Raw genomic sequence first — 25,943 nt, 5'->3', positions numbered from 1 at the left:
GCTCCGGGTCAAAGCAGGCAGGACAGACCATAGGTCAGACCGAAGGCAACCACGGAAATCAGGGTTTCCAGCACGGTCCAGGTCTTGAAGGTCTGGATCACCGTCATATTGAAGTATTCCTTGATCAGCCAGAAGCCGCCGTCGTTGACGTGGGAAAAGATCACCGAGCCCGCACCGGTGGCCAGCACCAGCAATTCCGGATGTGGATAACCCAGGCCCAGGGCCACCGGCGCCACCACACCGGAGGCAGTGGTCATGGCCACCGTGGCCGAGCCGGTAGCGATGCGCATCAGTGCGGCGAACAACCAGCCCATCACCAGCGGCGACAGGTGGAAGGCATGGGCCAGCCCCAGAATCTCGTTGGTCACGCCGGCATCCACCAGGATGCGATTCAAACCGCCACCCGCCCCCACCAGCAGCGTGATGCTGGCAGTCGGCGCCAGGCATTCGTTGGTAAATTTGAGGATCGATTCGCGGTTGAAGCCTTGAGCCAGGCCCAGGGTCCAGAAACTGACCAGCGTCGCCACCAGCAGCGCAATCACCGAGTTGCCGATAAATAACAGGAACTGGTTGAACCCCGTGCCCGGCGTGGACAACACATTGGCCCAGCCGCCGATCATCATCAGCACCACTGGCAACAGAATGGTGGCCATGGTCAGGGCAAAACTCGGGAGACGGCTACGCGGCTCGCGCTCGATAAACTGGCGCTCCAGCGGGTTTTCCGCCGGCAGGTGAATACGCGGCACGATGTATTTGGCGTAGACGGGGCCGGCGATGATTGCCGTCGGAATGCCGATCAGAATCGCATACAGCACGGTCTGCCCCACCGACGCGTTGTACGCCAGCACCGCCATCATCGCCGCCGGGTGCGGCGGCACCAGCGCATGCACCACCGACAAGCCGGCGACCATCGGTAAACCAACCATCAGGATCGACACCCCCACGCGCCGCGCCACGGTAAACGCGATGGGCACCAGCAACACAAAGCCCACCTCGAAAAACAGCGGCAGCCCCACCAGAAAGGCAATGCACACCATGGCCCAGTGCGCATTGCGCTCGCCGAAGCGATGGATCAAGGTGCGCGCCACCTGCTCGGCACCGCCGGACTCGGCCATCATTTTGCCGAGCATGGTGCCCAGCGCCACCACCAGGGCGATGTGTCCCAGGGTCTTGCCGACGCCCGCCTCGTAGGAGCCCATGATGGTGTCGGCCGGCATCCCGGCCATCAGCGCCAGGCCGATAGACACCAGGGTGATGACGATAAACGGGTTGAGTCGGTAACGTGCAATCAGCACGATCAATGCAATGATGGCGATGGCAGCGTATGCCAACAGCCCAAAGCCCGGTGATGCGGCCATGCGGTACTCCTCGGAAAGGGTCACGTCGAATTGGTTGTGAAATTCATAAATCATTTCCCCACGGGATTTTCAAACTGCATGAAAGTAACTTTCGTCCACGGATAAGCGCTGTCGCCGTCGGACATGTTCGGCGCCATCGGATGAAAATCAGGAAGGTGTTCTTACATGAGGATCGGACGCTGGCGGAAACTCAGACCGCGCCGCTGGGTCTTAGAATGCGCACCCACTCACGCTCAGGAAAATCGATGATGACTCGTAGCTCTTTCGCCGCCACCGCCGTGCTTCTGGCCTTGTGCGGCCACGCAACGGCCGCCGATAACGCCGCGCTGACAAAGTGCATGGACAGCGCCAACACCACGCTCGACATGGTCACCTGCAACACCAAAGAGGCCAAGGTTCAGGACGATCGCCTGAACCGCGCCTACAAAACCGCCCTCGCCGCCCAGGAAGGCCCACGTAAACAGCAACTGCAGGACGTGCAGCGCCTGTGGATAAAGTATCGCGACGCCAATTGCGCCTTTGCCGGCTCGGCGACCGGTGGTTCCATCGATCGGGTCAACGGCTCCGGCTGCGTGCTGGACATGACCCAGACCCGCGCCCAGGAACTCGAAGACCTGATGGGGCCATAACTCCTCTCAGGGCGGGAGTCAGTCGTGATGCACCCGCGCGCGTTTGAGCAGTTTTTTGCAGCGCTCAGACAAATGCAGCACCCGCAAATGCTTGCCGGCCTTGTTGTAGCGCTCGCGCAGGGTCATCAGCGCGGCAATCGCCGAATAATCGACGAAGCTGAGGTGGCGACAGTCCAGCGTCACCTGGGCCGGGTCGTTGGCCGGATCGAACTGGTTCAGGAACGGCGTGGTTGAGGCGAAGAACAAAGTGCCATGCAGGCGATAGAGCTTGCTGCCGTCGGCTTCCACGTGTTCATCGGCGTACAGCTCGCGGGCCTGCTGCCAGGCAAAATTCAGTGCCGCAATCACGATCCCGCATAGCACCGCGGTGGCCAGGTCGGTGAACACGGTGATGGCTGTCACTGCGATAATCACCAGCACATCATTGAGCGGCACCTTGTTGATCACCCGCAACGACGCCCACGCGAAGGTCTGTTGAGACACCACGAACATCACCCCCACCAGCGCCGCCAGTGGAATCCGCTCGATCAGCGGCGACAAAAACAGAATGAACAACAGGATCATCACCCCGGCAAACACCCCGGAGAAACGCCCGCGTCCGCCGGAGCTGAGGTTGATCACGGTTTGCCCGATCATCGCGCAACCGCCCATGCCACCGAACAGGCCCGAGACCATGTTCGCGGCGCCCAGGGCCACGCTCTCACGGTCGGGGTAGCCACGGGTCTCGGTGATTTCGTCGGTGAGGTTGAGGGTCAGCAGGGTCTCCAGCAGGCCGACCATCGCCATCAGGAACGCGTAGGGCGCAATGATGCCGAGGGTTTCCAAGGTCCATGGAACCTGCGGCAGCGCAAAGCCGGGCAGGCCACCGGCGATGTGAGCCATGTCGCCCAGGGTGCGCGTCGGCAAGCCCAGCAGGTACACCGCCAGACCCACGCCGAGGATCGCCACCAGCGCAGGCGGCACTGCGCGCGTGATGCGCGGCAGCCCATAGACAATCGCCATGGTCACCAGCACCAGGCCGCTCATTACGTAGAGCGGCGTGCCACTGAGCCAGGCCTCGCCGTTCTTGAAATGCTCCAACTGCGCCAGGGCAATGATGATCGCCAGGCCGTTGACGAACCCCAGCATCACCGGGTGCGGCACCATGCGCACCAGCTTGCCCAGGCGCAGCAGGCCGAACGCAACCATGATCAACCCGCCCAGCAGCACGGTGGCGAGCAGATACTCCACCCCGTGCTGCACCACCAGCGCGACGATCACCACCGCCATCGAACCGGCCGCCCCGGACACCATCCCCGGCCGCCCGCCGAACAGCGCGGTGAGGGTACAGATGATAAAGGCGCCGTACAGGCCCATCAGTGGGTTGAGGTGAGCGACCAGGGCGAAGGCGATGCATTCGGGCAGCAACGCAAAGGACGTGGTGAGGCCGGCCAGGGCATCGGCGCGCAGACGGGTGAGGTTCATGAGGTACCAGGGTATTGCGGGGAATAAGGCCGGGAATGGTACGGAATTGAGCGGGGCGGGGCTAGTCTTGAAGGCCGAGTGGGCGCCATCGGGGTGCAAGCCCGCTCTCACATGACCGTCGAATCAGCAGGCATACCGCGCCAGCTTGGCCTGGATAAAGTCCAGGAAGCACTGGATGCGCAGCGCCAACTGCGAGTTGCGATAGAACACCGCGTGGATCGGTTGGCGGTAGCCGCTGTAAAACGTTTCCAGCAGCGGCACCAGGCGCCCGGCGTCGATGTCGTCGAAGGTCATGAAGTTCGACAGGCAAGCAATGCCCTGTCCTTCCAATGCCAGGTGACGCAGGGTTTCGCCGCTGGAAGCGCCGATGCTCGGCTGGATCAGCCAGCGGTCGCCTGCCGCATGGCGCAGCGGCCAATGGTTGAGGGTTTCGGTCTGGGTGAAACCCAGCAAGGTGTGATCCGCCAGGTCAGCGACCGTGCGTGGCGTGCCGTGGCGCTCAAGATAGTCGGGGCTGGCAAGGATATGCAGCGGGGTGCAGCCCAGGGACCGCGCATGCAGGCTCGAATCGGCCAACGCACCGATGCGAATCGCAATGTCGGTGCTCTGTTCCAGCAGGTCGATGATCAGGTCATCGCTGTTGAGCTCCAGTTGGATCTGCGGATACAGGCGGCGAAATTCGGCGATGTACGGAATGATCCCGTGCAGCATGAACGGCACCGCCGCATTGATGCGCAGGCGCCCGGCCGGTGTTTGCTGGCGCGAGCTGAGGCGTTCTTCCAGCTCATCCATCTGCGCCAGAATCGCCTTGGCCTGCTCGAAGAAGTATTTGCCTTCCTCGGTCAGGTCCATGCGCCGCGTGGTGCGGTTGATCAGCGTGGTGTCGAGCTTGGCTTCCAGGCGCGACAAGGTCCGGCTGACCGCCGACGGCGTCTGCCCGGCCTGCTCCGCCGCTGCGGAAATCGAGCCGCACTCGATCACGCTGACAAAAATCTGTAGCTCATCGGATCGGGCTTTCACGGGCGCTCCTCTCTCATCGTGAGGCGCAGCTTACACCGAGAGGTTGAACACCTGCGCCAGATGCTGCTCATAGCGCGCCACATCCGCGTCGATGGCCGGGCGTTTCATCACATCCACGCAAAGGAAAGTCGGCAGGCCGGTCATGCCGAGGAATTGATTGGCCTTGTGAAACGGGAAGTACACCGCGTCCACGCCCTTGGCTTCGAAGAAATCGCTGGGGTCGTCGAAGGCTTGCTGCGGTGCGTTCCAGGTCAGCGACAACATGTACTGCTTGCCCTGGATCAGGCCGCCGCTGCCGTATTTCTGCGATGCATCGGACCGGGTGCGACCATCGCTGGCATACAGGCTGCCGTGGCCTTCGGTGAAGACTTCGTCGATGTACTTCTTGACGATCCACGGCGCGCCCATCCACCAGCCGGGCATCTGGTAGATGATCACGTCGGCCCACAGGAACTTGGCGACCTCTTCGGCCACGTCGTAGCCGGCGTCGATATGGGTGACCTTGACGTCGATACCGGCACGGTCCAGCACCGCCGCTGCGGTGTCATGCAGGGTAACGTTGTAGCGGCCATCGGAGTGGGCGAATTGTTTACCGCCGTTGAGCAACAGGACTTTTTTCATGGGAGATTCCAGAAGGTTGAAAGGTCTGGACGCAGACTATCCGCCCAGACCCCTTCGAATAAGCCATGAACCGGCAAAATACATTTGATCTGCAAGCACGAATAGGCGGCCATTATTAACCACTGATCAGCAGATGCCCGCCCAACAGCGCCATGCCGACAAAAAATACCCGTTTGAACACCACGGCACTGATGCGCTGGCGTACCCACTGGCCCAGCCACATGCCCAACAGCGCCGGCACCAGCGCCAGCAATGAAGCATTCAGTTCAGCGCCGCCCAGCCCACCGCGCCAGGCCAGCCCGCCAGCCAAGGCCAGGGTGGACACGCTGAACGACAGCCCCAGCGCCTGCACCAGTTGATCGCGCTGCAAGCCCAGCGCCTGCAGATATGGCACGGAGGGAATCACAAACACCCCGGTGGCTGCGGTGACGACGCCGGTGAGCAATCCGCATAGCGGGCCCAGCCAGCGCTCCGCCGCCGAGCCGACCTTGAACGTGGGCAAAAACAACCCGCTCAAGGCGTACGCCAGCAACGCTGCGCCCAAGGCGTGCGCCACCCAGCCGCCGCCGTCGATGCCCAGCCACGCCGTACCCAGCCCGGTGCCGAGAAAAATCAGCAACAGCATCGGCCACAGACGTCTGACCAGCGCACTCAGATGGCCGCCGAATGCCAGTTGCCAGAGGTTGGTGACGGTCGACGGAATGATCAGCAACGCCGCAGCCTGCGCCGGCAACATAGCCAGACCGAGCAGCCCCATGGCCACGGTGGGCAAGCCCAAACCGATCACCCCTTTGACGGTGCCCGCCAGCATAAAGGTGGCGATCACCAGCAAGGACAAGGCCAAGCCGATATTTTGATAGAACGTGAGGAAGGTCGTCATGGGCCGATTGTGACGATTTTCGATGAGCGCGAAAATTCGCCATATACTTAGGCAGCCTCTTGTTTTACTTGAGGCTTGAAGCTTCATCCGGAGCAAGGCCCGATAAGGCCCGTCCAGCCACCCGAGAAACCGGCCATGCACTTTGACCTGATCGACCTGCGCCTCTACCTGCACACGCTGGACGCCGGCAATATCACCGCTGGCGCAGCCCGCAGCCATTTGTCTCTGGCCGCCGCCAGCGCGCGCATCCGGGCCATGGAAGCGTCGCTGGGGATCGAGTTGCTGCAACGCGGTCGCCGTGGTGTCAGCCCGACGCCCGCGGGCAAGGCCCTGGCCCGCCACGCGCGCCTGCTGTTGCAACAGGCCGACCACCTGCAACAAGACCTGGCGGCGTATGCCAATGGCGTCAAAGGCCAGGTGCGCCTGCTGTGCAACACCACGGCGCTGAGCGAATACCTGCCGGAACTGCTGGCGGATGTGCTGCGTGACAATCCCTACCTGGATATCGACCTGCAGGAGCTGCCCAGCCTGCGCATCACCCAGGCGCTGCGCCAAGGCACGGCCGACCTGGGGATCATCTCCGACGCGGTGGATACCCACGGTTTGCAGACCCTGCCCTTTCGCGACGACCCGCTGGTGCTGATCATGCCGGCGACGCATGCACTGGCGGCAGGACCGGCCAGTTTTATCGATAGCCTGCAACACGACTTCGTCGGCCTGGCGGCCCACAGTGCGCTGGCGGTGTACCTGGAAGAACAGGCGCTGCACGCCGGCTTTCGTTTGCACACGCGAATTCGCGCCGAGAGCTTTGATGGGCTGATGCGCATGGTCGCGCGCGGCGCCGGCCTGGGGATCGTGCCCCAGGCCGCGTTGGAACGCTGGTCAGGAAAACACCGCTTCAAAGCCCAGCCGCTGCGCGAAGAATGGGCCTCTCGGCGATTGCTGCTATGTGCGCGCTCGTTCGAACAACTGCCGGGTTACGCCAAGGCCTTGTTCGAAGCGCTGGCCCTGCCCTTGCGGAAAAACCCGTAGTACACCGCCGACAGTATCAGCAGAAACGGCACGCCAAACACCAGAGTCAGCTTGAACGCCTCGGTGAAGTAGGTGGTGATCATCACCGCGCCCATCAGCACCAACCCCAGCAGGGTGCTGCAGGGAAACAGGCGTAACTGGAACGACAGGTTCGGCCCACCGTGGCGCTTGCGATAGCGACGGAAAAACAGGTGGGTGAGGAAGATCATGAACCAGGTGAAAATCGCACCGAACATCGAGATCGCCATCATCAAGGTGAACGAGCTTTGCGGGTACACCACGTTGAGCAAGGTCGCCAGGGCGATGCCCGAGCTGGACAGCACCAGCGCGTTCAGCGGTATCCCGCTCTTGCTCAACGTGCCCATGGCCTTGGGCGCAAAGCCGGCGCGCGAGAGGCTGAACATCATGCGCGTGGTGATGTAGAGCTGGCTGTTCATCGCCGACAGCGCCGCGATCAGGATGACGAAATTCATCACCCCGGTGGCGCCGGGGATACCGAGGGTCTGCATCACCGTGACGAACGGGCTCTGGGCCTGGCCGGCCTGGTTCCACGGCACGATGGCGAGCATCAGCGCCAGGGTCAGCAGGTAGAACACCACCAGGCGCACGATGGTCGCGCGAAAGGCTTGCTTGACCGCACGCTCCGGGTCGGCCGCTTCACCGGCGGCCACGGCGATCATCTCCACACTCAGGTAACTGAAGATCGACACGATCACCGCGATCCACATACCGCTCACACCGTGGGGAAAGAAACCGCCATGAGCCGTGTAGTTCTGCACACCGTAGTCCGGGTTGGCGGAACCGAACACCACGTACACCGCGAGGAGAATGAAGCCGACGATGGCGCTGATCTTGATCGTTGAAAACCAGTACTCGAAGTTGCCGAAGGTTTTCACGCTGATGGCATTGAGCACAATCAGCACGCTGGAAAACGACACGATCCACACCCACTCCGGCACGTTGGCGAACCAGTACTTCATGTAAATCGCCACCGCCGTAACCTCGGCGCCCACCGCCAGCACAATCGCGGCCCAATAGGCATAGCGCACCAGGAACCCGGCCAGCGGGCTGATATAGAACTCGGCATAGGCGCCGAAGGAACCGGAGGTGGAATGGGCCACCGTCATCTCCGCCAGGCAGCCCATCAGCAGCAAGGTGATCAACGCACCGATGGCGTAGCTCACCAGTACGCTGGGCCCGGCATAGCCGATGGCGTAGGCGCTGCCCATGAACAGTCCGGTGCCGATGGCGCCACCGATGGCGATCATGCTCATCTGGCCGGAGGTGAGCTGGCGCCTCAGGCCCAGTTCGCGATGGGTGATTTCGGCAAAGCCGTTGTCTGGTGTGGTCACTGTGGTGTGCCTCTTTATTATTGTGGTTGTACTGTCTAACCGTTGTCACAGATCCCCTGTGGGAGGCGGCAGGCCCCTCCCACATTCTCCGGCGTTTATTCAGGTAACGCTGTGGCGGACCTTGAATTGGGGTTGGTCCCAGGTGTTGTTATCTAGAATCTCACCAAGGATTTCCACCGCATCCCACACCTCGGTAAAGCTCGTGTACAGCGGCGTAAACCCAAAGCGCATGATGCGCGGTTCGCGGTAGTCGCCGATCACGCCACGGGCGATCAGCGCTTGGATCACCGCATAGCCTTCAGGATGCTCGAAGCTCACATGACTGCCGCGCTTGGCGTGTTCACGCGGGGTAATCAGTTGCAGGCCATGGGCGGCGCAGCGGGTCTGCACCAAGGCAATAAACAGGTCGGTCAACGCGAGGGATTTGCGGCGCAGGCTGGCCATGTCGGTCTGTTCAAAAATCTCCAGACCGCATTCCACCATCGCCAACGAAGTGATCGGCTGGGTGCCGCACAGGTAGCGAGCGATGCCGGCGCTCGGCGCATAGCTGGATTCCATGGCGAACTGCCGCGTATGCCCGAACCAGCCCGACAACGGCTGGCGCACCAGGTCCACCAGCGCCGGGTTGACCCACACGAATGCCTGGGAGCCGGGGCCGCCGTTGAGGTATTTGTAGGTACAGCCAATCGCGTAATCGGCGCCGGCCTGATGCAGGTCCAGCGGCACCGCGCCCGCCGAATGCGCCAGGTCCCAGATCGTCAGCGCACCGCACTCATGGCTCAGGGCGGTCATGCCCCGCATGTCATACATGTAGCCGGTTTTGTAGTTGACATGAGTGAGCATCACCACCGCCACGTCGGCGTCGATGGCCTGGGTCAGCTCGTCCGGGCCGTCCACCAGGCGCAGTGAATAGCCCTGTTGCAGCAACTCGGCCAGGCCTTCGGCGATGTACAGGTCGGTGGGGAAGTTGCTGGCCTCGCTGACGATGATCCTGCGCGTCGGCGCCCGCTGGCGCTGCACGCTCAGTGCGGCGCTGAGCACTTTGAACAGGTTGATCGAAGTGGTATCGGTGATTGCGACTTCGCCGTCGCGTGCGCCGATCAGTGGGGCCAGGCGGTTGCCAAGGCGCAGGGACAGGTCTGCCCAGCCCGCGCTGTTCCAACTGCGAATCAAGCCCTCGCCCCACTCCTGGGCAATCACCTGTTGCGCCCGCGCCAGCGATGCCACCGGGCGTGCGCCGAGGGAGTTGCCGTCCAGGTAGATCACGCCTTGGGGCAAGGCAAAGCATGCACGCAGCGGTGCCAGCGGGTCCTGGGCATCCAGGGTTTGGCAATGGCTTCGGGAGGTCATGGCAGGTCCTGATTCTTATAAGAGAAGATGAACCAAATTATTAACGAAGTTTTAAAGAATTTTCGTGCAAAGTGCTGGGCGACAGGCTAATTAAGCTGTAGGAAATTCGAATTAAACCCTCAAACACGCGGATTTATTCTAAGCATGATTCTTGACGCCACCGACCTGCGCCTCCTGCATTTCCTGCAACAGGACGGCCGTATCAGTAATCAGGAACTGGCGGAAAAAGTCGCCCTGTCGCCCTCCGCCTGCCTGCGCCGTTTGCGCCTGCTGGAAAGCGAGGGTGTGATCAGCGGCTACCGTGCGGTGCTGAATGCCGAGCAATTGGGGATCGAACTGGAAGCCATCGTCCACCTGTCCTTGCGTCAGGACGTAGAGGATTGGCACGAGACCTTCATCAAGAAGGTGCAAGGCTGGCCGGAAGTGGCCAGCGCCTATGTGATCACCGGCGCGAGCAACTACGTGCTGCGGGTGCAGGCGCGCAACCTCAAGCATTTTTCTGACTTTATCGTGAACCACCTGAACCGCACGGCGGGAGTGATGGATATCCGTTCGGAGATTGTGCTGCAGAAGATCAAGGATCGGGATGAAGTGCTGGATCTGGTCGTGCGCAAATAGTCAGGCACGACACAGATCAAATGTGGGAGGGGCGGTGCGACCATTCGACTTGCCCCCTCCCACATGTTTGACCGCATTCAGTCTTCGAGGGCGCGCACCCGCTGCATGCGTTTCTGTTCTACCGGCGCGTCGGCCGCCTGCAACTCAAAGTCAAAATCAATCTGTGCAAAGCGCCCTTGCACACCAAACTCGCGCGCCAGTTGCGGATCGTCGCTGAAGCGGATCTGGGCGATCAGTTCGTCACGGGTGGCATAGGCGAAGTCATCATGCAGATAGGGGTCGTCCGACAGGTTGATCTGCGTGGTCAGGTGCCGATGTCCAGGCGCAGAGATAAAGAAATGGATATGCGCCGGGCGCTGCCCGTGGCGCCCCAGTTGATCGAGCAACTGCTGGGTCGGCCCGCTCGGCGGGCAGCCGTAGCCCGACGGCACGATGCTGCGAAAACGGTAGTTGCCCTGGGCGTCGGTCTCGATGCGGCGGCGCAGGTTGAAGTCCGACTGCGTCGCGTCGAACCACGAGTAGGTGCCACCGGTATTGGCCTGCCACACATCCACAATCGCTCCGGCCAGTGGCTTGCCATGGGTGTCGCGTACCTGGCCGCGCATGAACAGCGGCACGGCATCGTCGCTGCCGTCGTCCAGGCGGGCTTCGTACTGGCACAGCGGCGCGCCGGCCACGTACAACGGGCCTTCGATGGTGCGCGGGGTGCCGCCGGTCTTGCCGGCCTCTTCGTCGGCAGCGTCCATCAGCATGTCCAAGTAATGCTCCAGGCCAAGCCCGGCGGCGAGCAGCCCGGCTTCCTGCTGTTTGCCCAACTCGTTGAGGTAGTTGACCGCTTTCCAGAATTCTTCCGGGGTCACCTCCAGGTCTTCGATGATGTTCACGGTGTCGCGCAAAATCCGGTAGATCAGCGCTTTGGCGCGCGGGTTGCCGCCGGCGTTGCAGTTGCCGCTGGCTTCTTCGAGAAACTGCTGGGCGTGGGCGGTCTGGGACAGTCGAATGGACATGGTGCAATCCTCATCTTGTAATTATCGGGCGCAAATCAGACTCAGCGGTCGTCTTCATGGATCGACGACGGGTGTCGGCACAGGGCATTCACCTCGATGGCCATGTAGGGATACAGCGGCAGTTGCATCAGCAGGTCGTGCAGTTGCTGCACGCTGTCGACGTCGAACACGCTGTAGTTGGCGTAGTGCCCGGCGATGCGCCACAGGTGGCGCCACTGGCCGGACTCCTGCAGGCGCTGCGCCAAGGCTTTTTCTTCGGCCTTGAGGCTGGCGGCGCGTTCGGGGTGCATGTCGACGGGCAGGTTCACGGTCATTTTTACGTGGAACAACATGGCAGGTGCCTCTTAGGGTTTATCGCGACGCAAGAACGCCAGGCGCTCTTCATCGATGACCAGGCCAAGGCCCGGTGCGGTGGAGACATGCAGCTGGAAATCGCGGTACAGCGGCGGCTCGACAAGGATGTCTTCGGTGAGCAACAGCGGGCCGAACAGTTCGGTGCCCCACGCCAGTGTGTCCAGGGTCAGGAAGGCATGGGCCGACGCCAGGGTGCCGATACCGCCCTCCAGCATCGTGCCGCCGTACAGGCCGATACCGGCCGCTTCGGCAATAGCCGCCGTGCGCAACACTGCGCGCGGGCCGCCGCTCTTGGCGATCTTGAGGGCAAACACCGACGCCGCACCTTCGCGGGCCAGGTTGAAGGCATCCTCGACACATTCGATGGACTCGTCGGCCATGATCGGCGTCGGGCTCGACAGATTGAGCCGCGCCATGCCGGCACGGTTGTTGCGCGAGATCGGCTGCTCGATCAGGTCGATGCCGTTGTCGCCCAGCACCCGGCACGCGCGCAGGGCCACGGCTTCGTCCCACGCCTGGTTGACGTCGACCCGCACACTGGCGCGATCGCCCAGGGCTTTTTTGATCGCGATCACATGGGCCAGGTCATGGTCGACCTGCCCTGCGCCGATCTTCAGCTTGAACAGGCGATGGCGGCGCAGGTCGAGCATCTTCTGCGCTTCGTCGATGTCCTGCGCGGTATTGCCGCTGGCCAATGTCCAGGCCACCGGTAGCGCATCGCGCACGCGCCCGCCGAGCAACTCGCTGACGGGCAGGCCCAGGCGCTTGCCAAGGGCGTCGAGCAACGCGCTCTCCACGCCGGATTTGGCAAAGGTGTTGCCGCGTACGCTGCGCGCCACGCGCAACATGGCGGCGTTGATGTTGCTGGCGTCCTGGCCGATAAGCAACGGCGCGATGTGGCGATCAATGTTGACCTTGATGCTGTCGGGGCTTTCGTTGCCGTAACTCAGGCCGCCGATGGTGGTGGCCTCACCGATGCCCTCGATGCCATCGCTGCTGCGCACTCGGATGATCACCAGGGTCTGGTTCTGCAAGGTGTGCATGGCCAACTTGTGCGGGCGAATGGTTGGCAGATCGACGATAAGGGCCTCGATCGAGGTGATGATGCAAATCGGCATGGCAATACCCGCTGGGTTGCGTATAAGTTTCGATCGATTCTGCACCCCAGATTTCAAGGCTTCCAATATAGAATGGGTCTGGCTTGATACCTCATAAGTATGAAAGGAGTCGTCATGGAACTGCGTCATCTGCGCTATTTCCAGGTGCTGGGAGAAACCCTCAACTTCACTCGCGCGGCCGAACGCCTGCACATCGCCCAGCCGCCGTTGAGCCGGCAGATCCAGCAATTGGAGGATGAACTGGGGGTGCTGCTGCTCGAACGCAGCCGCCCATTGCGGTTGACCGAGGCCGGACGGTTTTTCTATGAGCACGCCCAATTGTTGCTCGAGCAGTTGGACAAGATCCGCGACGTCACCCGCCGCATCGGCCAGGGCGAGAAGACCTGGCTGGGCATCGGCTTCGCGCCCTCGACGTTGTATGGCGTGTTGCCGGAGCTGATCCGGCGCCTGCGTAGCCACGACACGCTGGAACTGGAGCTGGGCTTGGCGGAGATGACCACCTTGCAGCAGGTCGAAGCGCTCAAGACCGGGCGTATCGACGTGGGCTTCGGGCGCATTCGTATCGACGACCCGGCCATCGTGCAGCGCGTGCTGGTGGAGGATCGCCTGGTGGCCGTGCTGCCCGCCGGGCATCCGCTGCTGGCCGCACCCGTTACCCTCGCGCAACTGGCCGCCGAGCCGGTGGTGCTTTACCCCGGCAACCCACGGCCCAGTTATGCCGACCATGTAATCGCACTCTTCGACGCCCACGGTTTGAGCCTGAAGGTGGCGCAGTGGACCAACGAGCTGCAGACCGCCATCGGCCTGGTCGGTGCCGGGATGGGCATGACGCTGGTGCCGGCGTCGGTACAGGTGCTGCATCGGGCGGACATCGGCTATACGCCGATTGTGGAGGCGACGGCGACTTCGCCGATCATCTTGAGCCGACGGGTGAACGATCAATCGCCGGGGCTGAGTCATTGCCTGCAACTGCTGGAAGAGTTGATCTGATCCCCACCCCGCCCCTCCCACATAGGATGTCATTGCTTTTAGAGATTGCGCAGGCGCTTGCGCTGCAAGGTCTGGCTGGGGGACTCATCGAACAGTTTTCGGTACTCCGCCGAAAACCGCCCCAGGTGAGTAAAGCCCCAGCCCAGGGCGATTTCGGAGATGGTGCGGGTCGAGCCGTGCTCGAGGATCTCCTGGCGTACACCGCCCAGGCGATGCTTTTTCAGGTAGGCCATGGGCGACAGGGCGAAGTACTTGCGAAACGCATCGAACAGCTTGAACCGCGACACCCCGGCGGCGGCTTCCAGGTCTTCCAGGTGCACGGCTTCGCGTGCGTTGACGTGGAGGTACTGGCGCGCGCGGATCAGGTAGTGCGGCAGTTTCACGCCGAGTACGTCGCGCAGTTCTTCGGAATAGTTATTCGGCTGAGCGAGGATCAGGCCCTTGATCAGCGAACTCTCCAGGTCGCGGGTAAACGCCGCGTGCTCGTACAACTCGCTGCTGTGTTCCAGCTCGGCAATGAAATAACGCGCCATGCGCCACCACGACGCCGGCGCGCCGTCCACGGCGTCCATCACCGGTTCGAAGCACAACGGTGCTTCGATCGGGCGCTGCAGCAGGCCCTCGAGGGTTTCGCTCATGGCGGCGCGGGTGATCACCACTTGCAGCTTGCGACAGTCGCCGGAAATCGCCAGCACCTGATGCTCGTTGGGCGAGATGATCACGCCTTGATCGCAGTTGGAACTCAAGCGCTCGCCGTTCTTGCTCAACTCCTGCTCGCCCACCAGCGGCAGGCTCAGGCTGTAGCTGCTGAAGTGTTCGGCGTCTTCGATATCGATAGTCACGTCGGTGCCGTATTCGATCACGCCGAGGGTGGTAGCGCGGGACTTGAACACATTGGCACTGTGGTGGAAGCGCAGGCGCTCGGGCGTTGCCGTCGCCAGGCGGTGCGGCCCGCAGATGCCGGACATCCAACTGCGGGCGCCCTCCAGGTCGAAACGTTGAATACGGATATCGCGTGTCTGGCTACTCATCAGGGTGCACCCACGGCGGTTAGGCATTTGCGCGCTCTGGCGGCGCGTCATCTGAGCTGAAGGCAAGTTCTGCGCCACGCCGGCCGGTTTGCCACTGGCTGGATAACAAGCGTCGACTATGTGGATAAGTCCCACGCTTTTGCGCACATCGCCCGGCAGGACAGTAGCGCATTACGTCACCGCGCTGCACCGACGTGGGTAGTTGCTGCCCAATTATCCGGCGCACCTTCCCCCATTAAGCGGATAGCCCACGGCCGACGCTCAACCGCTTAATGGCCGACGTGTTCAGCCATTAATAAAAGGTGCCTCCCATGAGTGGTGCAAGAAGCGTCGAGCAATGGAAAAGCTTTATCGAAAGCTGCCTGGATTTTCGCCCCGTCGACGATGTGTTCCGCATCGCCCGCGACATGTTCACCGAGCCGCAGCTGTTCGATCTGGAGATGGAACTGATCTTCGAAAAGAACTGGATCTACGCCTGCCACGAAAGCGAACTGGCCAACCTCCATGACTTCGTGACGATGCGCGCCGGGCGCCAGCCAATGATCATCACCCGCGACGGCGAAGGCCGCCTCAATGCTCTGGTCAATGCCTGCCAGCATCGCGGCACCACGCTTACCCGCGTGGGCAAGGGCAACCAGTCCACCTTCACCTGCCCGTTCCATGCCTGGTGCTACAAGAGCGATGGCCGACTGGTGAAGGTCAAGGCGCCGGGGGAATACCCGGAGGGTTTCGACAAGGCGACACGCGGCCTGAAAAAGGCGCGCATCGAAAGCTACAAAGGCTTCGTGTTCATCAGCCTGGACGTGAGCGGCGGCGACAGCCTGGAGGATTTTCTCGGCGATGCAAAAGTGTTTTTCGACATGATGGTCGCGCAGTCGGCTACCGGTGAGTTGGAGGTGCTGCCGGGTAAATCCGCCTACACCTACGACGGCAACTGGAAGCTGCAAAACGAAAACGGCCTGGACGGTTATCACGTCAGTACTGTGCACTACAACTACGTGGCCACGGTGCAGCACCGCCAGCAAGTGAACAGCGAAAACGGCAGCGCCGCCGGCAGCACGCTGGACTACAGCAAGCTCGGCGCAGGCGACGCGAATACCGATGACGGCTGGTTCGCCTTCAACAATGGCCATAGCGTGTTGTTCAGCGACATGCCCAACCCGAGCGTGCGTTCCGGCTATGCCACGATCATGCCGCGCCTGGTCGCCGAACACGGCCAGCAAAAAGCCGAATGGATGATGCACCGCCTGCGCAACCTGAACATATACCCCAGCCTGTTTTTTCTCGACCAGATCAGCTCGCAGCTGCGCATCATCCGCCCGGTGGCATGGAACAAGACCGAGATCATCAGCCAATGCCTGGGCGTGAAGGGTGAATCCGACGCCGACCGCGAAAATCGCATTCGCCAGTTCGAGGATTTCTTCAACGTGTCGGGCATGGGCACACCGGACGACCTGGTGGAATTTCGCGAAGCCCAACGCGGGTTCCAGGGCCGCCTGGAACGCTGGAGCGATATCTCCCGTGGCAGCCACCGCTGGCAAACCGGGGCCACCCCCAACAGCGAAGCCCTCGGCATCCAGCCGGCGATGACCGGTACCGAGTTCACCCACGAAGGGCTGTACGTCAACCAGCACCGCAACTGGCAGCAATTTCTGCTCAAGGGGCTGGAGCAACGCGCGCTGACACTGCGGGAGGTGCAATGATGAATGCGCAACTGCAGTACCGCATCGAACAGTTCTTCTACCGCAAGTGCGAGCTGTGCGACGCCCAGGACTGGGACGCCTATGTGCAGCTGTTCGACCCACAGAGCGAATTCCACTTGCCGCAGTGGGATTCGGAACACGTCTATACCCGCGATCCCAAGCGCGAACTGTCGCTGATCTACTACGCCAACCGTTCGGGGCTTGAAGACCGCGTGTTCCGCCTGCGCACCGGCAAGGCCGCCTCCGCCACGCCGATGCCGCGCACCCTGCACCTGATCAACAACGTGCGTATTGCCGAACAGGCCGACGGCACCCTGCAAGTGCACCTGAACTGGCACACGCTGTTTTACCGGCTGGCCACCTCGGAGCAGTTCTACGGGCACGCCACTTACCGCCTCAAACCCGACGGCGACAGTTGGCTGATCACCCGCAAGCATGCGCTGCTGCTTAACGACACCATCAACTCGGTGTTGGATTTCTATCACCTGTGACGCGCATCACCTGTGGAGTTTCGCGAATGAATCACAAAGTGGCCTTCAGTTTTGCCGACGGCAAGACCCTGTTTTTTCCGGTGGGCGCGGGTGAAATCCTGTTGGATGCCGCACTGCGCAATGGCATCAAGATCCCCCTCGATTGCCGCGAAGGTGTGTGCGGCACGTGTCAGGGCCGTTGCGAGTCGGGGGATTACACCCAGGATTATGTCGACGACGAAGCACTCTCCAGCCTCGACCTGCAGCAACGCAAAATGCTCAGTTGCCAGACGCGGGTGAACTCCGATGCGGCGTTTTATTTCGATTTCGACTCCAGCCTGTGCAACGCGCCGGGCCCGGTGCTGGTCGGCGCCAGCGTGAGCCATGTTCAGCAGGTGTCGGCCAGTACCGCAATGCTCACCCTGCGACTGGACGCACCGCTGGATTTTCTGCCCGGCCAGTACGCCCGCCTGCAAGTGCCCGGCACCGATAGCTGGCGTTCGTATTCGTTCGCCAATCGGCCAGGCGAGCAGCTGCAATTTCTGATTCGCCTGCTGCCTGACGGGGTGATGAGCAATTACCTGCGCGAGCGTTGCCAGGTAGGTGACCGGCTGCAGTTGGAAGCGCCGCTGGGGGCGTTCTACCTGCGCCACGTCAGCCAACCGCTGGTGCTGGTGGCCGGTGGCACGGGCTTATCGGCACTGCTGGGCATGCTCGATCAGCTGGTCGACAACGGCTGCGAGCAGCCCGTGCATCTTTACTATGGTGTGCGCAGTGCAGAGGATTTGTGCGAGGCCGAGCGTATCAAGGCGTACGCGAGGCGCCTCGCGGGTTTTCGCTACACCGAAGTGCTCAGCAACCCGTCGCCCGAGTGGCCCGGCAAGCGCGGCTACCTCACCGAACATTTCGAGGTGGCGCAATGGCGGGATGTTTCGGCGGATATGTACGTGTGTGGCCCGCCGCCGATGGTCGAATCCATCCAACAATGGCTGTTGGATCAGGCACTTGATGGCGTTCAGCTGTATTACGAAAAGTTCACGCAGAGTAATATCTGACCCTCAGCACTTCTGAGGGGCTGATGCGGCCTGCACTCACCCTTAAGAAAAACAAGTAGAAGGGAACGTTAATGGCGGATGACATGGTTAACCCGGTGGGCCTCAAGCGCGGCTTGAAGAACCGGCATATTCAGCTGATCGCTTTGGGCGGCGCCATCGGTACGGGGTTGTTCCTCGGTTCGGCCGGTGTGCTCAAGTCCGCCGGGCCGTCGATGATCCTCGGCTACGCGATCGCCGGTTTTATCGCCTTCCTGATCATGCGCCAGCTCGGCGAGATGATCGTCGAAGAGCCGGTGGCCGGTTCTTTCAGCCACTTCGCGCACAAATACTGGGGCGGTTACGCGGGTTTCCTGGCGGGCTGGAACTACTGGGTGCTGTATGTACTGGTGGGCATGGCCGAACTGACGGCGGTGGGCAAGTACATCCAGTTCTGGTGGCCGGAGATTCCGACCTGGGTCAGCGCGCTGGTGTTTTTTGTCGCGGTGAACCTGATCAACACGCTGAACGTGAAGTTCTTTGGTGAGGCCGAGTTCTGGTTCGCGATCATCAAGGTGGTGGCGATTGTCGGCATGATCGTGCTCGGTTGCTACCTGCTGTTCAGCGGCACCGGCGGTTCGCAGGCGTCCATCAGCAACCTGTGGAGCCACGGTGGGTTCTTCCCCAATGGCGGCATGGGGCTGCTGATGTCCATGGCGTTCATCATGTTCTCGTTTGGTGGCCTGGAGCTGGTGGGCATCACCGCCGCCGAGGCCAGCGAACCGCGCAAGGTGATCCCCAAGGCGATCAACCAGGTGGTGTACCGCATCCTGATTTTCTACGTGGGTGCGCTGACTGTGCTGCTGTCGCTGTATCCGTGGGACCAACTGCTGCAGACCCTCGGCGCATCGGGCGATGCCTACAGCGGCAGTCCGTTCGTGCAGATCTTTTCACTGATCGGCAACGATACCGCCGCGCACATCCTCAACTTCGTGGTGCTGACCGCGGCGTTGTCGGTGTACAACAGCGGCGTGTACTGCAACAGCCGCATGCTGTTCGGCCTGGCCGAGCAAGGCGATGCGCCCAAAGCGCTGATGAAGCTCAATAAGCAAGGCGTGCCGCTGCGGGCCCTGGCGATCTCGGCGCTGGTGACGATGCTGTGCGTGGTGGTCAACTATGTCGCGCCGCAGAGCGCCCTGGAGTTGCTGTTCGCCCTGGTGGTTGCCTCGCTGATGATCAACTGGGCGCTGATCAGCATCACCCATATCAAGTTTCGCAAGGCCATGGGCGAGCAAGGCGTGGTGCCGTCGTTCAAGACGTTTTGGTTCCCCTTCAGCAACTACCTGTGCCTGGCGTTCATGCTGATGATTGTCAGCGTGATGCTGGCCATTCCGGGGATTCGTGAGTCGGTGTATGCGATGCCGGTGTGGGTGGGGGTGATCTATGTGGCCTACCGGTTGCGAATGAGTAAGGCGAAAGCAATCGCCGCTACGCAGTGATAGGCATATGGGAGGGGCAAGCCCCTCCCATATGTGTTTAGAGCGTGGAACGCACTCGCCATAACTCGGGGAACAACACCGTGTCGAGCATCTTGCGCAGGTAACCCACGCCCTCGGTGCCGCCGGTGCCCGGTTGGAAGCCGATGATGCGCTCCACCGTGGTCACATGGCGAAAGCGCCACTGACGGAACGAATCCTCCAGGTCGATAAACTTCTCGGCCAACTGATACAAGTCCCAGTAACGGCTCGGATCGCGATACACCTCGCGCCACGCCGCTTCCACCGAGTCATCGTGAACGGTCGCTGCCGTTGGGTCGCGTTGGGTGCGTTGCGGGTCAATCGCCAAGCCGGCCTTGGTCATCAGGTTGATCGCCTCGTCATACAGCGACGGCGTGGCAATCGCCACTTGCAGTTGCTGCAACAATTCCGGGCGATGGGCATGGGGCCGCAACAATGCCGGGCTCTTGTTGCCAAGGATAAATTCGATCTCACGGTACTGAAACGACTGGAACCCCGACGACTGTCCCAGGAACGGGCGAATGGCCTTGTATTCCGAGGGCGTCATGGTCGCCAGTACCGCCCAGGCATGCACCAGCTGGTCGAAGATCCGCGACACCCGCGCGAGCATCTTGAACGCCGGCGGCAGCTCGCCCAGGCGCACATGTTCGCGGGCGGCCTTGAGCTCGTGGAGCATCAGCTTCATCCACAGCTCGGAGGTCTGGTGCTGGATGATAAAGAGCATTTCATTGTGGTCCGGCGACAGCGGGTGCTGAGCGCTGAGGACTTTGCCCAGGTCCAGATAATCGCCGTAGCTCATGGACTCGGAAAAATTCAGCTCGGCGTTATGCCATTCTTCCGGCGGTTGGTAGTCAGCAGAGAAAGGACATTGGCTCATCGCGTGGGCTCCTTGAGCGGGCGCAGGATTGCGCGGACCGGACTAGCGTCGAGGTTGGCAAAGCGCAGCGGCAAGGCGATCAGTTCGTAGTCGCCCTCCGGTACGTCGTCAAGCACGATGCCTTCGAGAATCGCCATGCCATGCCGGGCCACGGCGTTGTGAGAATCCATGGTCTTGGACTGCTGCGGGTCCAGAGACGGCGTATCGATACCGATCAGCCGCACACCCAGGCCGGCGAGCCGTTCGATGGTTTGCGGGGCAATCGCGGTGAAGTTCGCGTCCCATTCAGTCAAAGGCGCTTGTGGATAAGTGCGCAGCAGCACGCGCTCTGGCAAGTTATCCACACGGCCATCGAGCTGATGAGGCTGCACCAGCGCACCGCTGCCCAGGCAATGCAGCACCCGGCAGGGGCCCATGTACACCTCCAGCGACACCTCACCGATCGGCGCGCCGTCCGCGCTGTAATGCAGCGGCGCATCGACATGGGCGCCGGTGTGCGGCGAGAAGGTTACGCGCCCGACGTTCACCGGGCACTCGGGGCCGAACTGCCATACGCGCTCTTCCTGAAACGGCGTATCGCCCGGCCAGGTGGGCGTGGCTGCGCTCAAGGGCGGGCTGATGTCCCACCACGTTTTTATTGGGTTCATGCTCAAGGCTCTCGGTCGTTACTGGGGTGAATGATACGAGGGCCTGCTGTGAATTTTCTTGCGAATTCTGGCGTGAGATGGGAGATCTTTCGCACTTACTGCGAGAAACAGGCTTACTCACGCTCGAATATGTCGCCTGGCAACGTTTGACTGGACACCAAGAATTAATGTGGGAGGGGGGGATGCCCCCCGATTCAGTGAGCCAGTTGATCCAGGTGCCCGCTGTGACGCCGCCATCGGGGGCAAGCCCCCTCCCACATTGACCTCGCCGTGCAAATAACACCCTATTCATCTGCGCTTCTGGACATCCCGATGTCGAGTTCAGACCACTGAGGGTGCTGGCGACGCTATAGGGTTCGACTCTCGTTTACTTGCCTCGGAGTCATCATGCCCAAGCCCATTACCGTACTGCGCGACACCCATCCCTTGCCGGTCCTGGATGCCTGCAAATGGGAGAAGCTCGAAGGCGATCCGCACACCGTCAACCTCAACGCCTACACCAGCGAAGACGGCAGCAAGATCATGGGCACCTGGATCTGCACGCCGGGCAAGTGGTACGTGGAGTACGTGAAGTGGGAATACTGCCATTTCCAGGAAGGCTACTGCGTGATCACGCCTGAGGGGATGGCGCCGATTCACTTGCGGGCCGGGGATATCTTTGTGGTGGAGCCAGGGATGAAGGGGACGTGGGAAGTGGTCGAGACTGTGCGTAAGTATTTTGTGTTCGCCTGAGTAATCGCTCCGCTTATGAGGGATTGAGCAGGTGGGTGGTGAGCGGGCCGGTCCTGCTCACCACGCAGTTTCCTTTGCGCAGGACCTATTTGGGCTTGCGATAGCTGTTAACGATCGCCGAGAAGTCCTGGCCGCCCTCCCCGCGCTGGCTCATGGATTGATACAACTGTTGAGCCACAGCGCCCAGAATCACCGGCTGCCTGGCCTGGCGGGCAGCTTCGGTGGCCAGGCCCAGATCCTTGAGCATCAGGTCGGCACCGAAACCGCCGGTGTAGCCACGGGACGCCGGGGCGGTTTCGATCACGCCAGGCCATGGGTTGTAGGTGTCGGAGCTCCAGCAGCGCCCAGTAGAGCTGTTGATGATGCCCGCCAGCACTTGGGTGTCGATCCCCAGCGCATCGCCCAGGGCCATGGCTTCGCTGACGCCCACCATGCTGATACCCAGCAGCAGGTTGTTGCAGATCTTGGCGATCTGCCCGGTGCCGACTTCACCGCAATGCACGATGTTGCGGCCCATTTGCGCCAGCACCGGGTGCAGGGTGGCGAACAGTTCCGGGGTAGCGCCGACCATAAAGGTCAATGTGCCCGCCTGGGCGCCGCCGGTACCGCCGGAGACGGGCGCGTCGGCCATCGCCACGCCGTGCTTGGCTGCCGCTGCGGCCACGTCGCGTGCGGTCTGCGGATCGATGGTGCTGCAGTCCACCGCCGGCACGCCACTGCCGATACCGGCGAGCACGCCATCGTCATTCAGCCACACGCTGCGCACGTGGGCAGCGGCCGGCAGCATGGTAATCACCAGCTCAGCGCCTTGGGCGGCATGGCGCGGCGAGTCGCTGATGGTGCCGCCCAGTTCGGCGAGTTCCTTGAGCACCGTCTGGTTGAGGTCGAACAGGTTCAGCGCGTGGCCGGCCTTGATCAGGTTGCGGGCCATGGGCGCGCCCATGTTGCCCAAACCGATAAATGCGATCTTCATGGTGGTCTCCCGGAATCAGCGCAGGTTGATGGTGGTGTTGACGCCATCGTTGACCGTGTCGTCGTCGAACCAGCGGCTCGTCACGGTTTTGGTCTGGGTATAGAACTGCACCACTTGCTTGCCGTACGGGCCGAGGTCGCCAAGCTTGGAACCCCGGGAGCCGGTGAAGCTGAAGAACGGCACCGGCACCGGAATCGGGATGTTGATGCCGACCTGGCCCACGTCGATTTCGCTCTGGAACTTACGCGCCGCGGCGCCGCTCTGGGTGAACAGGCCGGTGCCGTTGCCGAACGGGTTGGCGTTGACCAGGGCGATGGCCTCGTCGAGGGTGTCGACTTCGATCACCACCAGCACCGGGCCGAAGATTTCTTCGGTGTAAATGCGCATGTCGGTGGTCACGCCCGAGAACAGGGTCGGACCAACGAAGTTGCCTTGCTCGAAACCCGGCACCTGGATGTCGCGACCGTCCAATTCGAGCTTGGCGCCTTGCTGCACGCCACTTTCGATCAGCTCCAGGATGCGTGCCTTGGCGCGCTTGGAAATCACCGGGCCGACATCGGTGCCGGCTTCGCTGCCAGCGTTGACCTTGAGCTTCTGCGCCAGCGCCTTCAGGTCTGGCAGCCATTGTTTGGACGCCCCCACCAGCACCACCACGGAGGTGGCCATGCAGCGCTGGCCGGCCGCACCGAAACCGGCGCCGACTAAGGCATTGAGGGTGTGTTCGCGATTGGCATCCGGCAGCACCACCGCGTGGTTCTTGGCGCCCATCATCGATTGCACACGCTTGCCGTGTTTGCCGGCCAGGTCGTAGACGTGCGTGCCCACCGCCGTCGAGCCGACGAAGGACACGGCCTTGATGTCTTTGTGGGTGCACAGCGCATCCACCACGTCCTTGCCGCCATGCACCACGTTGAGCACACCCGCGGGTACGCCGGCTTCCAGCGCCAGCTCCACCAGCAGCATGGTCGATAGTGGGTCCTGTTCGGACGGTTTGAGGACGAAGGTATTACCGCAGGCGATGGCCATCGGGAACATCCACAGCGGAATCATCGCCGGGAAGTTAAACGGGGTGATACCCGCACACACGCCGATAGGTTGGCGCAGGGTGTAGGTATCGACGCCACCGGCGACGTTCTCGGCGAACTCACCCATTTGCAGGGTGCCGATGGAACAGGCGTGCTCCACCACTTCCAGGCCACGGAAGATATCGCCTTCGGCATCGGCAATGGTCTTACCCTGCTCGGCGCTGAGGACCACGGCGATGCGCTTGGAGTGTTCGCGAATCAAGGCCTGCAGTTTGAGCATGATGCGCATGCGCGCGCCGATCGGCGTCAGTTTCCAGGTTTGGAAGGCGCGATGGGCGGCATCGATGGCGGCGTTGACTTCATCGGCGGTGGCAAACGGCACTCTGGCCAGCACTTGCTGAGTGGCGGGGTTGACGATGTCCTGCCACTGGGTGGTCTTGGACTCGACCCATTCACCGTCGATCAGTAGCTTGACCGGTTGTACGGAAATTTCGGCAGATGCGTTCATGGGGTCTCCAATTCTTATTTATATGCAGAGAACCAAGGCGTTGAACCGCCCTGAAGAATGAGGCGCTCGGACTGTTTTTGGAGTATAGATGTGCAAATCTCTAATAAGAACGCACATAAAAGCCGGACCAATATGCAAAAAAACATCACGTCGCTGGGCTCCCTGAACTGGGATGACCTGAAGTTTTTCCTCGAAGTGGCCCGCACCCGCAAGGCCAGCGTCGCCGCCAAGCGCCTGGCGGTGGACTACACCACGGTGTCGCGGCGCATCAGTTCGCTGGAAGTGTCACTGGGCACGCTGCTGTTCGAGAAATCCCGCACCAACGGTTTTGTGCTCACCCCCGAAGGCCAGCGGCTGCTGGGCTACGCCGAGTCCATCGAAAGCACTTTGCATATGGCCTGCGAGCAGGTGTCCGGCTCCGGCGTGGCGTTGTCGGGGCATGTGCGCATGGGCTGCACCGAAGGCTTCGGCAGCTTCTTCGTCACGCCGCAGTTGAGCCACTTCGTCGACACCTACCCGGCGATCTCGGTGGACATCCTGCCCCTGCCCCACTTCATCAGCCTGTCCAAACGCGAAGCCGACATCGTCATCGCCCTGGAACGCCCGGAACACGGGCCTTACGTGTGCTGCAAACTGTGCGACTACACCTTGCAGTTGTATGCCACCCAGGATTATCTCGACCAACACCCACCGATCCAACGCCCGTCGGACCTGGCCACGCACCCATTTATCAGCTATGTCGACGACCTGGCCTTCAGCTCCGAGCTGCTCTACCTGGCCAACGTGGTGCCCGGCGCCAGCGCCAGCCTGCGCAGCACCAGCGTCATTGCACAATACGTGGCCGCGCAGCAGGGCCGTTCGATGGCGATTTTGCCGTGTTTCCTGGCGGCACAGGACCCGCGCCTGCTGCCGGTGCTGGGGGAGCAGATCACGATTACGCGCCAATTCTGGATGTACTGCCGGGAGGATCTGCGCAAGTTGAAGCGCATTACATTGTTGTGGGACTACATCCGGGAAGTGACGGAGCAGAACCGGGGGTTGTTGATGGGGGAAACCCGGCAGATGCGGTTTGCGGATTAAAGCAATGGGTCAGCCGGGCGAGCCCCTTCACGTACTTGATGGTCTTTCAGATTGAAGCCGCTCAGTCGGCAATCACTACAATCGACACTCGCCGATTCTCGGTGCGCCCCGCTGCGGTGTCGTTCGACGCGACTGGCTGGCTGCTGCCCAAGCCGCGTAGTTGGATGTTTTCGTCTTTCATGCCCACGCCAGTCAACACCGTGGCCACGCTTTTGGCGCGGCGCAGGGAGAGTTGCTGGTTGTAGGTTTCCTTACCGGAGGCATCGGTGTGGCCGTCGACGCGCACGCGCTCAATACCTACGCCGAGCAAGGCTTTACCGATGCGTTGAACGATTACAGTGCTGGGCGGGTTGAGGGTTTCGATGTCGCTGCCGAACAGCACTTTGCCCGACAGGCCGAACGCCCAGCCGTCGTCGGTGAGTTCGAACCCCTGTTGCTTGAGCACCGCGACTTGCGCCGGGGTCAGGCCCTTGGGGGGTTGGGTCTGACAGCCACCGAGGGCCGACAGGGCCACCAGCAAGGTAAGAAACATAACGCGTGCAGTCGAGAACAAGGG

General features: G+C 61.8%; 26 protein-coding genes. 10 read left to right on the top strand and 16 right to left on the bottom strand.

What is annotated here, in order from left to right:
- Window positions 1-8: 8 nt before the first annotated feature.
- Window positions 9-1,358 (bottom strand): GntT/GntP/DsdX family permease, encoded by a 1,350-nt coding sequence (locus tag OSC50_RS03325; RefSeq protein WP_253509340.1) that lies wholly within the window; start codon window positions 1,356-1,358, stop codon window positions 9-11.
- Window positions 1,359-1,606: 248 nt separating this feature from the next.
- Between OSC50_RS03325 and OSC50_RS03320 the strand changes: the two genes are divergently transcribed.
- Window positions 1,607-1,987, top strand: a complete 381-nt coding sequence (locus OSC50_RS03320; protein WP_266247515.1) for a lysozyme inhibitor LprI family protein — start codon at window positions 1,607-1,609, stop codon at window positions 1,985-1,987.
- 18 nt (window positions 1,988-2,005) lie between these two features.
- On the opposite strand, the gene OSC50_RS03315 is transcribed toward OSC50_RS03320, so the two are convergent.
- The 4 genes from OSC50_RS03315 to OSC50_RS03300 form a co-directional block, all read right to left on the bottom strand.
- Window positions 2,006-3,451 carry a SulP family inorganic anion transporter gene (locus tag OSC50_RS03315; RefSeq protein WP_266246748.1) on the bottom strand — a complete coding sequence of 482 codons (1,446 nt, stop codon included), beginning with the start codon at window positions 3,449-3,451 and terminating at the stop codon, window positions 2,006-2,008.
- 123 nt (window positions 3,452-3,574) lie between these two features.
- On the bottom strand, window positions 3,575-4,471 hold the full coding sequence (locus OSC50_RS03310; protein ID WP_181078811.1) for a LysR family transcriptional regulator: 897 nt from the start codon (window positions 4,469-4,471) through the stop codon (window positions 3,575-3,577).
- A 30-nt stretch (window positions 4,472-4,501) separates the two neighbouring features.
- A complete protein-coding gene (gene mdaB / locus OSC50_RS03305; protein WP_266246750.1) occupies window positions 4,502-5,092 on the bottom strand; it encodes an NADPH:quinone oxidoreductase MdaB in 591 nt (196 codons plus the stop codon).
- 115 nt (window positions 5,093-5,207) lie between these two features.
- Window positions 5,208-5,972 carry a sulfite exporter TauE/SafE family protein gene (locus OSC50_RS03300; RefSeq protein WP_266246752.1) on the bottom strand — a complete coding sequence of 255 codons (765 nt, stop codon included), beginning with the start codon at window positions 5,970-5,972 and terminating at the stop codon, window positions 5,208-5,210.
- Between the two features lie 135 nt (window positions 5,973-6,107).
- Here OSC50_RS03300 and OSC50_RS03295 point away from each other — a divergent pair, with 135 nt between their 5' ends.
- Window positions 6,108-7,004, top strand: a complete 897-nt coding sequence (locus tag OSC50_RS03295) for a LysR family transcriptional regulator (protein ID WP_266246754.1) — start codon at window positions 6,108-6,110, stop codon at window positions 7,002-7,004.
- Here OSC50_RS03295 and OSC50_RS03290 read toward each other — a convergent pair.
- Both OSC50_RS03290 and kynU read right to left on the bottom strand, forming a co-directional pair.
- Complete coding sequence (locus OSC50_RS03290) at window positions 6,950-8,356, bottom strand: amino acid permease (protein WP_266246756.1); 1,407 nt, start codon at window positions 8,354-8,356, stop codon at window positions 6,950-6,952. The two genes, OSC50_RS03295 and OSC50_RS03290, sit on opposite strands and share 55 nt — an antisense overlap.
- A gap of 99 nt (window positions 8,357-8,455) precedes the next feature.
- The gene (gene kynU, locus OSC50_RS03285) at window positions 8,456-9,706 is read right to left on the bottom strand and encodes a kynureninase (protein ID WP_253509349.1); all 1,251 of its coding nucleotides are present in this window, start codon (window positions 9,704-9,706) and stop codon (window positions 8,456-8,458) included.
- Between the two features lie 144 nt (window positions 9,707-9,850).
- Here kynU and OSC50_RS03280 point away from each other — a divergent pair, with 144 nt between their 5' ends.
- The gene (locus tag OSC50_RS03280) at window positions 9,851-10,324 is read left to right on the top strand and encodes an Lrp/AsnC family transcriptional regulator (protein ID WP_017531067.1); all 474 of its coding nucleotides are present in this window, start codon (window positions 9,851-9,853) and stop codon (window positions 10,322-10,324) included.
- Window positions 10,325-10,401: 77 nt separating this feature from the next.
- Here OSC50_RS03280 and catA read toward each other — a convergent pair whose 3' ends face one another.
- From catA to OSC50_RS03265, 3 genes are read right to left on the bottom strand one after another with little or no spacing between them, the layout of a single operon-like run.
- On the bottom strand, window positions 10,402-11,331 hold the full coding sequence (catA, locus tag OSC50_RS03275) for a catechol 1,2-dioxygenase (RefSeq protein ID WP_181078823.1): 930 nt from the start codon (window positions 11,329-11,331) through the stop codon (window positions 10,402-10,404).
- Window positions 11,332-11,372: 41 nt separating this feature from the next.
- A complete protein-coding gene (gene catC / locus OSC50_RS03270; protein ID WP_181078825.1) occupies window positions 11,373-11,663 on the bottom strand; it encodes a muconolactone Delta-isomerase in 291 nt (96 codons plus the stop codon).
- A 12-nt stretch (window positions 11,664-11,675) separates the two neighbouring features.
- Window positions 11,676-12,803: a muconate cycloisomerase family protein gene (locus OSC50_RS03265; RefSeq protein ID WP_266246767.1), complete on the bottom strand. Its 1,128-nt coding sequence runs from the start codon at window positions 12,801-12,803 to the stop codon at window positions 11,676-11,678.
- A gap of 114 nt (window positions 12,804-12,917) precedes the next feature.
- Between OSC50_RS03265 and OSC50_RS03260 the strand changes: the two genes are divergently transcribed.
- The gene (locus OSC50_RS03260; RefSeq protein WP_266246769.1) at window positions 12,918-13,793 is read left to right on the top strand and encodes a LysR family transcriptional regulator; all 876 of its coding nucleotides are present in this window, start codon (window positions 12,918-12,920) and stop codon (window positions 13,791-13,793) included.
- 38 nt (window positions 13,794-13,831) lie between these two features.
- Here OSC50_RS03260 and OSC50_RS03255 read toward each other — a convergent pair whose 3' ends face one another.
- Entirely contained in the window at window positions 13,832-14,824 is a 993-nt protein-coding gene (locus OSC50_RS03255; RefSeq protein ID WP_181078831.1) for an AraC family transcriptional regulator, read from the bottom strand.
- Between the two features lie 311 nt (window positions 14,825-15,135).
- Between OSC50_RS03255 and antA the strand changes: the two genes are divergently transcribed.
- The 4 genes from antA (at window position 15,136) to OSC50_RS03235 (ending at window position 19,527) form a co-directional block, all read left to right on the top strand.
- Window positions 15,136-16,527, top strand: a complete 1,392-nt coding sequence (gene antA / locus OSC50_RS03250; protein WP_181078833.1) for an anthranilate 1,2-dioxygenase large subunit — start codon at window positions 15,136-15,138, stop codon at window positions 16,525-16,527.
- Window positions 16,527-17,018, top strand: coding sequence for an anthranilate 1,2-dioxygenase small subunit (gene antB, locus OSC50_RS03245; RefSeq protein WP_266247517.1), 492 nt, complete (start codon window positions 16,527-16,529; stop codon window positions 17,016-17,018). The genes antA and antB overlap by 1 nt, the downstream gene beginning before the upstream one ends.
- Before the next feature lie 26 nt (window positions 17,019-17,044).
- Window positions 17,045-18,052, top strand: a complete 1,008-nt coding sequence (gene antC / locus OSC50_RS03240; RefSeq protein ID WP_266246771.1) for an anthranilate 1,2-dioxygenase electron transfer component AntC — start codon at window positions 17,045-17,047, stop codon at window positions 18,050-18,052.
- A 71-nt stretch (window positions 18,053-18,123) separates the two neighbouring features.
- Complete coding sequence (locus tag OSC50_RS03235) at window positions 18,124-19,527, top strand: amino acid permease (protein ID WP_181078838.1); 1,404 nt, start codon at window positions 18,124-18,126, stop codon at window positions 19,525-19,527.
- A gap of 37 nt (window positions 19,528-19,564) precedes the next feature.
- Here the strand turns inward: OSC50_RS03235 and kynA are convergent, their stop codons facing one another.
- Together kynA and kynB are read right to left on the bottom strand one after the other, a co-directional pair.
- Window positions 19,565-20,422: a tryptophan 2,3-dioxygenase gene (kynA, locus tag OSC50_RS03230; RefSeq protein ID WP_253509360.1), complete on the bottom strand. Its 858-nt coding sequence runs from the start codon at window positions 20,420-20,422 to the stop codon at window positions 19,565-19,567.
- Window positions 20,419-21,069 carry an arylformamidase gene (gene kynB / locus OSC50_RS03225; RefSeq protein ID WP_181078842.1) on the bottom strand — a complete coding sequence of 217 codons (651 nt, stop codon included), beginning with the start codon at window positions 21,067-21,069 and terminating at the stop codon, window positions 20,419-20,421. Before kynB ends, kynA begins: the two co-directional genes overlap by 4 nt.
- Window positions 21,070-21,456: 387 nt before the next feature.
- Between kynB and OSC50_RS03220 the strand changes: the two genes are divergently transcribed.
- Window positions 21,457-21,801 carry a cupin domain-containing protein gene (locus OSC50_RS03220; protein ID WP_181078844.1) on the top strand — a complete coding sequence of 115 codons (345 nt, stop codon included), beginning with the start codon at window positions 21,457-21,459 and terminating at the stop codon, window positions 21,799-21,801.
- An 85-nt stretch (window positions 21,802-21,886) separates the two neighbouring features.
- On the opposite strand, the gene mmsB is transcribed toward OSC50_RS03220, so the two are convergent.
- The gene (gene mmsB, locus OSC50_RS03215; RefSeq protein ID WP_181078846.1) at window positions 21,887-22,774 is read right to left on the bottom strand and encodes a 3-hydroxyisobutyrate dehydrogenase; all 888 of its coding nucleotides are present in this window, start codon (window positions 22,772-22,774) and stop codon (window positions 21,887-21,889) included.
- A gap of 15 nt (window positions 22,775-22,789) precedes the next feature.
- Entirely contained in the window at window positions 22,790-24,307 is a 1,518-nt protein-coding gene (locus tag OSC50_RS03210; protein ID WP_253509365.1) for a CoA-acylating methylmalonate-semialdehyde dehydrogenase, read from the bottom strand.
- Window positions 24,308-24,439: 132 nt separating this feature from the next.
- Here OSC50_RS03210 and OSC50_RS03205 point away from each other — a divergent pair, with 132 nt between their 5' ends.
- Complete coding sequence (locus tag OSC50_RS03205) at window positions 24,440-25,387, top strand: LysR family transcriptional regulator (protein WP_253509367.1); 948 nt, start codon at window positions 24,440-24,442, stop codon at window positions 25,385-25,387.
- Window positions 25,388-25,448: 61 nt separating this feature from the next.
- Here the strand turns inward: OSC50_RS03205 and yfiB are convergent, their stop codons facing one another.
- Complete coding sequence (gene yfiB, locus OSC50_RS03200; protein ID WP_181078852.1) at window positions 25,449-25,940, bottom strand: outer membrane lipoprotein YfiB; 492 nt, start codon at window positions 25,938-25,940, stop codon at window positions 25,449-25,451.
- Between the last annotated feature and the right edge of the window lie 3 nt (window positions 25,941-25,943).

The organism is Pseudomonas quebecensis (assembly GCF_026410085.1).
Taxonomy (GTDB): domain Bacteria; phylum Pseudomonadota; class Gammaproteobacteria; order Pseudomonadales; family Pseudomonadaceae; genus Aquipseudomonas; species Aquipseudomonas quebecensis.
The sequence above is the reverse complement of the archived record's forward strand: the minus strand, read 5'-3'. Positions and strand labels throughout refer to the sequence as shown.